The 10,457-nt window shown below is 37.2% G+C and carries 12 protein-coding genes; 2 read left to right on the top strand and 10 right to left on the bottom strand.

What is annotated here, in order from left to right:
• Positions 1-631 precede the first annotated feature (631 nt).
• From F6K54_RS31565 to F6K54_RS31545, 5 genes are all read right to left on the bottom strand, one after another.
• Complete coding sequence (locus tag F6K54_RS31565) at positions 632-826, bottom strand: Uma2 family endonuclease (RefSeq protein ID WP_293086772.1); 195 nt, start codon at positions 824-826, stop codon at positions 632-634.
• Between the two features lie 21 nt (positions 827-847).
• Entirely contained in the window at positions 848-1,081 is a 234-nt protein-coding gene (locus F6K54_RS31560; RefSeq protein WP_293086769.1) for a hypothetical protein, read from the bottom strand.
• A gap of 241 nt (positions 1,082-1,322) precedes the next feature.
• On the bottom strand, positions 1,323-1,922 hold the full coding sequence (locus F6K54_RS31555) for a hypothetical protein (RefSeq protein WP_293086766.1): 600 nt from the start codon (positions 1,920-1,922) through the stop codon (positions 1,323-1,325).
• A gap of 88 nt (positions 1,923-2,010) precedes the next feature.
• Positions 2,011-3,726, bottom strand: coding sequence for a zinc metalloprotease HtpX (locus tag F6K54_RS31550; RefSeq protein ID WP_293086764.1), 1,716 nt, complete (start codon positions 3,724-3,726; stop codon positions 2,011-2,013).
• Between the two features lie 188 nt (positions 3,727-3,914).
• Complete coding sequence (locus F6K54_RS31545) at positions 3,915-4,901, bottom strand: methyltransferase domain-containing protein (protein WP_293086761.1); 987 nt, start codon at positions 4,899-4,901, stop codon at positions 3,915-3,917.
• A 537-nt stretch (positions 4,902-5,438) separates the two neighbouring features.
• On the opposite strand from F6K54_RS31545, the gene F6K54_RS31540 reads away from it, so the two are divergent.
• Entirely contained in the window at positions 5,439-5,714 is a 276-nt protein-coding gene (locus tag F6K54_RS31540; RefSeq protein ID WP_293086758.1) for a hypothetical protein, read from the top strand.
• Positions 5,715-5,905: 191 nt separating this feature from the next.
• Here the strand turns inward: F6K54_RS31540 and F6K54_RS31535 are convergent, their stop codons facing one another.
• The 4 genes from F6K54_RS31535 to F6K54_RS31520 all read right to left on the bottom strand — a co-directional run bounded on the left by F6K54_RS31535 (position 5,906) and on the right by F6K54_RS31520 (position 8,301).
• Positions 5,906-6,391 (bottom strand): hypothetical protein, encoded by a 486-nt coding sequence (locus F6K54_RS31535; protein ID WP_293086755.1) that lies wholly within the window; start codon positions 6,389-6,391, stop codon positions 5,906-5,908.
• A gap of 680 nt (positions 6,392-7,071) precedes the next feature.
• On the bottom strand, positions 7,072-7,158 hold the full coding sequence (locus F6K54_RS31530) for a hypothetical protein (RefSeq protein ID WP_293086775.1): 87 nt from the start codon (positions 7,156-7,158) through the stop codon (positions 7,072-7,074).
• The gene (locus F6K54_RS31525) at positions 7,152-7,547 is read right to left on the bottom strand and encodes a transposase (RefSeq protein ID WP_293086752.1); all 396 of its coding nucleotides are present in this window, start codon (positions 7,545-7,547) and stop codon (positions 7,152-7,154) included. Before F6K54_RS31525 ends, F6K54_RS31530 begins: the two co-directional genes overlap by 7 nt.
• A gap of 1 nt (position 7,548) precedes the next feature.
• Positions 7,549-8,301 carry a transposase gene (locus F6K54_RS31520; protein WP_293086749.1) on the bottom strand — a complete coding sequence of 251 codons (753 nt, stop codon included), beginning with the start codon at positions 8,299-8,301 and terminating at the stop codon, positions 7,549-7,551.
• A gap of 243 nt (positions 8,302-8,544) precedes the next feature.
• Between F6K54_RS31520 and F6K54_RS31515 the strand changes: the two genes are divergently transcribed.
• Positions 8,545-9,462: an alpha/beta fold hydrolase gene (locus F6K54_RS31515; protein ID WP_293086746.1), complete on the top strand. Its 918-nt coding sequence runs from the start codon at positions 8,545-8,547 to the stop codon at positions 9,460-9,462.
• Positions 9,463-9,728: 266 nt separating this feature from the next.
• Here the strand turns inward: F6K54_RS31515 and F6K54_RS31510 are convergent, their stop codons facing one another.
• Positions 9,729-10,286 carry a Uma2 family endonuclease gene (locus F6K54_RS31510; protein ID WP_293086743.1) on the bottom strand — a complete coding sequence of 186 codons (558 nt, stop codon included), beginning with the start codon at positions 10,284-10,286 and terminating at the stop codon, positions 9,729-9,731.
• Positions 10,287-10,457 lie beyond the last annotated feature (171 nt).

The following is a 10,457-nucleotide window of genomic DNA, read 5'->3' as shown; positions in this document are numbered from 1 at the left end:
TAAATAAATAATATTTCCTTATGTTTAATCCTCTCGGTTTTAACCAGAGGTAATTATCCATTATTCATTATCCATTAATGAAAACCTAATTTAGGGTAAGCATTCAACTATTAGCTGTCAGCTATCAGCAAAAAAAAGGGGGTTTTAATGAATATATACTGTTTCAGCCAGCTTTTATAGTAAGTATAAATTATGACTCAATTAGTAAAGCTTTTATCTAAAATTAAAAGCAATAGCTGATTGCTGATTGTTGACGGCTGAACGCTTACAATTTAGGATTACTATATTCTCTGATTAAGATTCTTGAAATTTAGACAATAGGGAAGCAATAACTTGATTTTGATGGATACTTCGACTCTGTTGTAAAGCTTCTTTTAAAACATCTATTACTAATCCTGGTAAAACTTGAGATTCTATAATCCTTTTACCGAAAAATTGTGGGTATGCGCCTCCCCTTTTAAGGGGATAAAAAAAAGAACATATTTCTTATTTCAAGCCTCTTGCTTTCCTGCGGAATGCTGCGCAAACAGCTAGAGGTACTGATAACTGATAACTGATAACTGAGATGACTGCCACCATCAACCATAGTAAAAGCAATAATATCTACATTTTTTACATCAATTATCCAATATTATTTGACTTTTAAATCTTCATAAATCAGCCTTTTTTCACCTTTATCATCAGACAGTGAAGTATTGGCTATTTCTATGACTAAATCTGGGGGTGAATATGTACCTAAATCTACAATAGAAGTTCCCCTGGGAATAATATTAGCATTGTCACCTATATAGTAAGAAATATCTGGTTGTACTTCTTGAACTCCCATTTTTCTGTAACTACAATTAATTCAACCATTACTGTCGATATTTTTGAGACTACAGCAAATACCAATAACTACAGAAGTAAGTGAATGATCGCTAGCATGATCGTAACCTACTGGTGACATTTCTATTCTGAATTTTCCTTGAAAATAATAAGATTTTGCTTTAGTGTAAATGGGATTTTCAATAGTTTGGAGATATTCATCCCAAGTAGCTGAAACCCATGTATCTGTTAGAGTTTTTACTTGTAAATTTGTCATTTCAGTTATCAGTTATTAGTTATCATTTATCAATACTTTTTACTGAAGTAGGAGGCTTCAAATACTGAATTTTCTTTTCTCTTGGTCATATCAATACCATTTTCAATTAGGTTTGGTCTCCAAACCTCTACTATAAAATTTTATAACATACTTTTCCTTCCCTATTTAACGTAAGCATTTCCTGCGGAATGCTGCGAAACAGCTATTAGCTGATGGCTGATAGCTGACGGCTGAATGCTTACTATTTAACAGCTTGCCATAATACACCCAAAATTTGCTCGACATCCCGAATATAAAAGTTACTTAAATCAATCTTTAATTCATTTCCTTCTAACAACAAGAACTTCCAAATATCTCCAGTTGTTACCGCACCATAAATTCTATTAATTGCTTTATTTTCCTGTTGATTAAATAATTGTGCTGCTAACATTGTGGCTGCACATTGACCTAAACCGCCCTTAATATTTTCATTTTTAGCCTCAACAATAATTGCTACAGGAGCATTAATTATTAACTGTTCTGGAGAACGACTAATTAGAAAGTCACAATACCCATTTAAACTCCGGTCAAAGTCAATATTAAATTCAATTCCTGAGAATAAACTAACCGAATAATTTGCCTGCCTTCTGATTTCTAATAACAAGGGAGTAATTATCATTTCGGAACGAGCTTTTTCAGTATTAATTGCTAAAGCAAGTTCTACAGTTTCTGCCAAAGTTTGAGTGAGAAAATCACTGGGTTTTAGAGATTCTATTTGAGCAAATAAATTTACTTGCTCGTTAATATGTAAATCAAATTCTTTTGAGAATTTACTTAAGGTTTTAAAATCACTATATGCCATTTTTTTACTATAACGGAAGGAAGAAGGAAGAAGGAATAAGGAAGAAGGAAGAGGGATGAATATAACCCATCCCACATTATTTTCTTAACTACAATACTAATAGCAAAACACCAAATACAATTGCACCAATACTCAACACAAAAGACCAGAAACGATGATAACTATTAACCACAGTTCCATGCTCACTACTTAACTGAATTAAATCCATCCATGGAGCAACTCCACGTCGAAACCAACCCAGACTTTTTACATTCATTCCTATTAAACTCTTGACTCGTTTCATCCCAAACAAAAAGTTGCCTATAGCACCAAATCGGGAAGCATAATGTAAATAAATCATCCCCGTTTTATCCTGCAATTTCAAATCCGATCCAAACTTATATCCAGCATCACCTCGACCAATTAATTCACCCTGTAACTGGGCCGGTTTTCCCCGTAACGGACTAGCATAAGGGTCAGACATTAATGTTAAAACATCGGTTTCTACTGCATTTTTAAAGTCAGGATACATCAGTGATGTCTTAATTAAATGACCTAAACCAAAACTAATTATTGGTGCTGATATTATTAGTAATGGCATAATTTCAACGTTCAAAAATCCAATAACCAATCCCACAATAATGCTAATTAACTCAGCATTGTATAACAATAGGTCAAAGATAAAATTTCCGTAGAGTCGCTTCTTACTTAACTTATTACCTTCACCGATAATGCGACCCATATCAAACTCAATTGCTAGCCCTAATTTTTCTGCGTAGGTACTCAAAGCACGCACTCGTTTTCCAGTTAAAGGATGTGTTGAATTTAACTCCATCCACCAACCCCAGGGATTAAACATATCCCACAAAAATACTTGCCCAATTTTATTGGTATCAGAAGTAATACGATAAGCTGTACCCGAAGAAGTTGCTGCTTTAGCATCGTAAATTCCTAAAGCACGGGTTCCTTCTAATAACTGACTAGGTTCTTTAATTTTTTGAGCCTCCTCTACAATACCATAAGCAATTTTTACTAACGCCCTTGATAAAGCATTAGGATTTCCTGTTGTTTCAGCAGCAAAGTGGTCGGCAAAATATTCACGAGTTCGTGATAGATACAGTAGAATATAAGTTCCTACTAAATAAAACACATAAGCTGGAACTGCAATGCTAGTGGCTATATATCTTACTACCTCTTGGTCTGCACCTTGTAAGCGTCGAGTAAAGACATAAACTAAATAAATTATTTGTACTAATGTCGAAGCTAAGGTCATCACTGCAAAATCCCAATGAACAATGTGACCTAATTCATGGGCGTAAACTGTAGCAATTTCTTCATCATCAAGATAGGTAAATAAACCTTCACTTACAACTAAGCGAGCTTGGTTAGGAAGTGAACCGTAGGTAAAAGCGGTGGGGTTTTGGTCATCTATAATTCCTACACGGGGTTGTTTGAGATTTCGTTCTTGACATACCCGTTGAATAACAGCCACTGTTTCGGGACTTTTGGCTTCAAGATCGACTAAGGAAACCCAACGGGTTTTATAAAGCCACTCTTGAGTTAGATCCATTAAATAAGGAGAAAAGAAAAACTGCAAGAAGTTAAAGGCGATTGTTATCCCAACTGACATAATTAATCCTTGTGTGGGATTGGGACTTACCAGAATAAAAATTAAGGCCAGGGATAAAGGCAAAACCATCGCAAATAGCAAGATTAGGGTTATGCAAGAAGCCCAGATTAGGTTTCCGCCTCCAGCTATGGCAACTTTAGCTCCTAATTGTTCGGTACGTTTAAGCTTCGAGAATGAGTGTTCTGAGGTAGCCATTGTGGGTTCTCCAAATTAGCTCTAATGTTTAGAAAAAGATTGTCGAGATTTTGTTGAATGCTTATTAATGATTTTCCCATCATTAATGTCATTAATTTTAACAGGACTTACGCAAATTGACTTTTAAATCACCATCTGTAGGGGCGAATGGTATTCGCCCTCGCTCTGCGTAAGTCCTGATACAAATGTTAAATTTTAACTACTTCAGCTTGAGTCTTCTCTGTTGATGATAATATTGAACTAACCTTGACCGCGCGGAACATTCCGAAACGACAAAGACCACTCCCAAATGCCAGACGCATCAATAACAAAGTAGGTACTTCTCGTATAGACTTAATTATCCCTGATAAACCAAAACGAATCATTCCTTGAGGTCTAATTACACCTTGCCAAATAGAATCTAACCAAGAAGGAATAGTCTCCTGTGTCCAATCTGCTGTCACTACTTCCCCTTCAACTAATCCAGTTTCTGCTATCAGTTCCGAAAAACCTTCAATACTAGAAAAAGCAGGATGAGACCACTGCTCCAATAACTGTCGCATTACAGGTTTTTCCCAGAAATTTAGTGGTTTTTGGCGATCGTCTCGCTGATTCCAGTCAGCTACAACCAATATTCCACCAGGTTTTAACACTCGCATCATTTCTTCAGCATATTTAGCTTTATCTGGCATATGAGGTCCCGCTTCAATCGACCAAACTACATCAAAACTATTATCTGGAAAAGAAAGTGCTAGAGCGTCATCTACCTGAAATTTAGCATCAACTCCTTCCGGGGTTAATTCCTGGGCACGTTGAACTTGTTTAGGACTAATCGTAATACCTGTAACGTCAAACCCATAATCTTTTGCTAAAATACGGGTGCTGCCACCAATGCCACAACCTACATCTAAAACAGTAGTACCGCGAAATAGTTTATCCAATCCTCCCCATTTCACCATTTCATGGACAAAGTCAGACTTAGCAGTCAAAAAATCTTTCCTCTGTGGTGGGGAACCATAGTGACCTAAGTGAATGTGTTCGCCCCAGTAAAATTCTAGGATACCGTCTTGAGTCCATTCATCGTAGGAATTAGCTACCGTCTCAGACGACTCATAACTGCGAGGGGTGAGAAAATAAAGCGCAATACCTACCACCAAAAGTAAAAGTAGAAATCCCAGAAGATAATATAAGTACATTGAGACCTTAGTATTTGTTTACGACTTTATTTTATAGCGTTTCTCAGGCTAGTGCCGCTACCCGGAAGTTAAAAATCAAAAGTTAAAAGTCAAAAGTATTGATTTGTAGTTGTTTTAGGATTTTGTAACTGGTCAGGTATTTCCGCCATCCTGCATTAGTGAGGTACTTTTATCTTTCTTCCCTGTTGCCTGTTCCCTGTTCCCTGCTACCTGTTCCCTGCTGTAGCTATTTTAGCAGCCCAAATGTGTAAGTAATATCATGTCCGGTAGCATCGGAGCGTGCATAAAATTAAGTTGACACTATTGAGAAAACCTTCTGCCTCCTGCCTCCTGCCTCCTGCCTTCGGACAACCATTGTCTAATTATTCAACCGGACATGATATAAGTTGACACCTCGCGCCAAGAAGCACCTGCCTTTCCTACTATTGACTCAATATCTGCTCGGTCTAATTTTAATCCCACCTGTTTCACTTCTAGTAATGTAACTGCTTGAATGCGTTTCTCAGCCCAAGCAAGAATTGTCTCTGGGGTGAGGCGATGAAATCTAATCGTTCTAACTTTGAGACGAATAAAACGCCCTACTCAAGACAAATCTGTGACGATGTGGTTTATAAATCAGCGGTCGATCGCAATGACGGAAATACTTTCTACTGCGTAATATCAAGTTGCACTGATAACCACAATTTAACGAAGTCAGAAGTCAGAAGTCAGATAGGGGAGCCGTCGGATTGGCGACGTACAGAAGTTAACCCACCCCCGCCCCTCCCAACCCACCCCCGCCCCTCCCAGGAGGGGAGCCAGGAGGGGAAGTAGGGGATTTGAGCAAGGCTCCAAAAATATTACGCCTTAAAAAGCGGGGTTTTAGACCCATATTATTTTGAGAAAAAGATGAAAAAGATGGTATACTCCTCCAGAGTCATCTTAAGATGACTTAAACTATTAGCCAAGGATTGAAATCCTTGGCTTGGCGGATGACTCTTCAAAATATTAATCAGCAAATTACCTTAATCTTCATCTTCATCTGGCGGTCTAGTAATAACATCAAACAAGATTTTGGCTAAATCATTTTTATCATCAATCTCTTGAACTTCCTCACTTATTACTTTAGCTTTTACCAAATCTCCCATCTTCGCAATAATCAATCCTGAAGCAGCATAAGCCGTAATCAAAAGATTAATTTGTTGCTCATTTTTTCGACTCGCTAATATAGTTTTTACTTCCTGCCAATCATCCGGTAAATTTTCTCTTTTTTTGACTTCAGCTATTACTTTATGTGCCAATTGAAGCGACATCTTCATATTATTTTTATAGAAAAAATAACGATAAGCACCTATCAAAATATCCAGATTTCCATCAGTCTTAGCCAAAGCTTGATTAATATAATTTTCTGATGTCTCAGTATCCTCCCAATTTTCCACCGCCAACATCAATAAACTTTTGACATCTTCAGGCACATCATACCAGGAAAACTTATTTTCTTTAACTTGCATTTGTTGAACCTAATCACATTAATAATAATTACCTTAAACTAGGAAAAATCTCAAATCTGTTAATCTTATAGCAGAAGAAAGAAGGAAGAAGAAAAAAGGAAGAAGGAAAAGTCTTACGTTGTCTGAGTTTTAAACTTTTGAACTGTCCTAATCTTTCCTTCGACTGCTATAACAAGATTTTTACTTCTGTTGAGGATGAGACAATATTCTACTAATATCATGTCCGGATAATTAGTGATAAAAAAACTTGTTCCTCCTTAATATAATAGTTTTCATAAGGCGTGCAGTACATCAATGATCCCCCGCGCATCCCCCTTAAAAAGGGGGACTTCTAGTTCCCCCCAATTCATCGGGGGGTTAGGGGGGATCTCCTGACTCCTCTGTTGTTATTTATAACTATTCAACCGGACATCATATAACAACATTTTTAATTAAGTAAAAAACAACAAAAAATCTCTATAGTATACTTGACATACTCCCGACGTTGCGTTTACGCGACAATGCGGGATTCTTCAGCCAAGGAAGCCCTGACCGCAGTTTTGACAGAGGTGATGTCCTCCCTCTGTGTTGATAATAATCCAATTTTCTGTATTAGAAGGGCTGAGTTATAGTCTCTATCTAGCTCTTGACCACATTTAGGGCATGAATGCCAGCGCTCTGATAAGCTTTTAGAGACACTATCAACCATCGCAACAATGTTGAGATGTACCTTTTGGGTTTACTTTGATGATTTTTTTGCCTAGTTTCCAGGCTACATATTCTAACACATCAAGAAATTGATAGTAGCTGCATCTTGCAAAGACTTATTTAGTCCTGACTTCGCTGATTGACCGTTGGGCAAAAACTGACCATTGTTACCTAATTTAGCTTTGCAACGCCTCACTAAATTTCCTATTTGTAGGTCTTCTAAAAATATCACCTGACAGTTACTGAACAAATGATAAGCTAGTTTGAATTGCCAGTCTAGCCGTTGTCTAGCTATCAACTGATGGAGTTTAGCTATTTTACCCTTGATAATCTTCCAAGGCTTTGAATGTTTTTGTCTGTTAGCCAATCTCGCTTGAAGTTTAGACAGCCGATGTTCAGAGAGCCTAAAAAAATTGGGCACTTCTATAAACTCACCATCAGATGTAACAGCATAGTGTAACAATCCCAAATCAATACATGCATGAGTTATCTTCGGTGGGTTGAATTTCTGCACGCCTCAAAGGTACGGTTTGATCTTCTATGGTAAAGCTGATATACCATCCATCCGCCACGCGTATTACTGTACCTGCCTTAACCTTGAAACCTGCTGGTATTTGGCGATTATAGACAAAAGGAACTATACCAATTTTTGGTAGATTGACACTGGTAAGACCGTTAGCATTTTTGACAATATGGCTATTTGATAACTGAGGATAGCTGAACGAATTATAGTAATGTTTACCTTTAAATTTAGGTCTACCACTGGTTTTACCATTTTTATCAGGTTTAGTAAAGTTATCCATTGTTGTTTGTACACGTTGGATAACATCCTGCAAAACTTGGGAATGGATAGACTTATACTCAGGAAATAGTTTTTTAGTTTGTGCTAAGTCTGCTAATTGAACAGTTTCCCACACAACATATCCGTTGATTATATTTGGATGCTTATCTCCTTTCTTGGTTATCGGATTACCATTACTGTCCTTTTTTCTGCCGTCGCGTCTTTGTGTTCTAAATTCGGGAATGTTTTGATAAATCCGGTCTACTGGTACTACTGAAACATTAAGAGGACAAGCGTTTATTGGTGTGCGCGTTGCTTCAAACCAATTCAGCCTTTCAGCTAAACGGTAGTTATATTGTTTTCTGGCTAATTCTAACCAATTAGCAATAATAACCGCTTGAATTGTATGGGGCTTTAGCTTGTACTTGTATTTCAATAGCATAATAGAGAACCGACCTCCTCGACTATAGATCTGTTATTATAATAACTGTATATATAACTGTCAACAGCTATAGCCAAAGAACTATGGAAACAGAAAATCAGTACGAATCACATAGATAACGCCCGGCTTTCCCATACGACGCTCCCCTAATAGCTGCCGCTAGGCTCCGCCAACGGGAGAGCGCGGGACTTCCTGCCGGGGGAGTTAAAGATATTTGAAGTTAATCCACAATCTAAAATTACTATGTTTATCCCAGTAGGTTTTGAACAACAGTCGGTCGTCACTTCCCAAGGTAGAATGGTTTACTACACCAACGAAAAAGCACCCTGGAAAACTGACACTGACAACACTGACGACTTGCCAACCCTAATATTTTTTCACGGTTTCGGCGGTGGATCATCTGCCTATGAATGGTCAAAAGTTTACCCCGCCTTTGCCTCAGAATACCGCATTCTTGCTCCAGACTTAATCGGATGGGGGCGATCGGAACATCAGGCACTAGATTACAAAGTAGATGACTATATCGCAACAATTACCGAATTTTTAGAACAAACCTGTCAACCTCCCACCAGAATTATTGCCTCTTCCCTGACTGCAGCAATGATGGTGAGAGTAGCGATCGCTCGTCCGGAATTATTTAAGTCTCTAATATTGACAACTCCTGCAGGTTTATCTGACTTCGGCGACAACTACACCCGTAGTTTTTTCGCTCAACTCGTAAGTACGCCAATACTAGATCGTTTTATTTATAGTGGTGGTGTTGCTACTCCAGGAGGAATTAGAACTTTCTTGGAAAACAGACAATTTGCTAATCCCAAGTTAGTTTATGATGAAATTGTGGAGGCATATTTAGAGTCAGCAACTCAACCTAATGCTGAATATGCTGCTTTATCTTTTGTCCGGGGAGATTTGTGTTTTGACCTATCTTTATATATGAGTCAATTAACAATTCCCACGGCAATTATTTGGGGTAAAAAATCAGAATTTACAGGTCCAGAAATAGGTCAACGTTTAGCAGATTTGAATCCTCAAGCTGTAAGGATTTTTCAAACATTAGATGAGGTAGGTTTAACACCTCAATTGGAAGTTCCGGCGGTGACTATTGGATTGATTAAAAAGTTCTTGAAAAAATTAGATGAAGTTCCGGTTGCTGTAGTTTAGATATTGGGAAAAATCGGGTTTCCAGTAGGGGCGAATGGCATTCGCCCTTATACCAATTTGAAAAAAGAATGTTACAAATAGTTTCAAACTTTAGATGTCGAATAATTTGCTGAAATTACTGAAAAAATCAAGGTTTTGAGCTATAAAATCTTACTTTTGACTTTTTAATTTTGACTTTTTAATTTTGAATTATGCGTAAGTCCTGATGATTTTTATTTAACCATATTATTCTTCATAATTATCAATTATCCATTATCAATTATCCATTAAATTTCAATTCCTGATTGCTGAAAAATTTGTTCAACAGTTATTTCTAATTCTGGGAAAACTTCATCTGTTAAACGTTGTTGCCCACGTTTAGTTTTTGGGGGAGCATCAGGATAAAAAATAGTAATGCTTTTTGCTTGGGAATCAACAATCCAAACTCTCAAAATTCCTGCATTCAAATAATCAGTGGCTTTTTCACTAAGATAGCCAAAAGATTGACCAGGAGAGATAATTTCAATGGCTAATTCCGGAGGAAACGGACACAGTTCATACTCAAATCTTTCTTGGGGTAATTTATCATAAGAAATATATAATAGGTCAGGTACGGGAACCCAATCTTTTCCATTTTTTTGTAGGGAGATTCCCCATTTTATTCCTACTTCTCCTTTTGATTGACTCCAGTTATTCAGAAGTAGATAAAGAGTACCTGTTAAACGAGAATGAAATCTTTTAGGAGACATTTTAGATTGTATTTTTCCGTCTATTAATTCATAAGTAGTATCTCTTTCTGGAAGAGCTAAAAACTGTTCTAAATTTATTTGTGTCTGTGTAATCATACATTTTAGGTGGTAGTATTAGGTGACATAATAGCTATTGGTAGTGGACTGTTTCACCTAAAATAGTGCAATAGAATAGTCAGCCAAAAGTGACTATTGGACTGACAAGCGATCGTAAAAAAATAGACAATCAAAAACAAGCGATATAGCTGCCGCCACCATCCTCCGCCA

This window comes from Okeania sp. SIO3B5 (assembly GCF_010692555.1).
Lineage (GTDB): Bacteria > Cyanobacteriota > Cyanobacteriia > Cyanobacteriales > Microcoleaceae > Okeania.
The sequence above is the reverse complement of the archived record's forward strand: the minus strand, read 5'-3'. Positions and strand labels throughout refer to the sequence as shown.

Coding starts and splice junctions, on each gene's coding strand:
- F6K54_RS31565 (WP_293086772.1), bottom strand. CDS start 826: ATGGGAGTTCAAGAAGTACAACCAGATATTTCTTACTATATAGGTGAC.
- F6K54_RS31560 (WP_293086769.1), bottom strand. CDS start 1,081: ATGACAAATTTACAAGTAAAAACTCTAACAGATACATGGGTTTCAGCT.
- F6K54_RS31555 (WP_293086766.1), bottom strand. CDS start 1,922: ATGGCATATAGTGATTTTAAAACCTTAAGTAAATTCTCAAAAGAATTT.
- F6K54_RS31550 (WP_293086764.1), bottom strand. CDS start 3,726: ATGGCTACCTCAGAACACTCATTCTCGAAGCTTAAACGTACCGAACAA.
- F6K54_RS31545 (WP_293086761.1), bottom strand. CDS start 4,901: ATGTACTTATATTATCTTCTGGGATTTCTACTTTTACTTTTGGTGGTA.
- F6K54_RS31540 (WP_293086758.1), top strand. CDS start 5,439: ATGAAATCTAATCGTTCTAACTTTGAGACGAATAAAACGCCCTACTCA.
- F6K54_RS31535 (WP_293086755.1), bottom strand. CDS start 6,391: ATGCAAGTTAAAGAAAATAAGTTTTCCTGGTATGATGTGCCTGAAGAT.
- F6K54_RS31520 (WP_293086749.1), bottom strand. CDS start 8,301: ATGCTATTGAAATACAAGTACAAGCTAAAGCCCCATACAATTCAAGCG.
- F6K54_RS31515 (WP_293086746.1), top strand. CDS start 8,545: ATGTTTATCCCAGTAGGTTTTGAACAACAGTCGGTCGTCACTTCCCAA.
- F6K54_RS31510 (WP_293086743.1), bottom strand. CDS start 10,286: ATGATTACACAGACACAAATAAATTTAGAACAGTTTTTAGCTCTTCCA.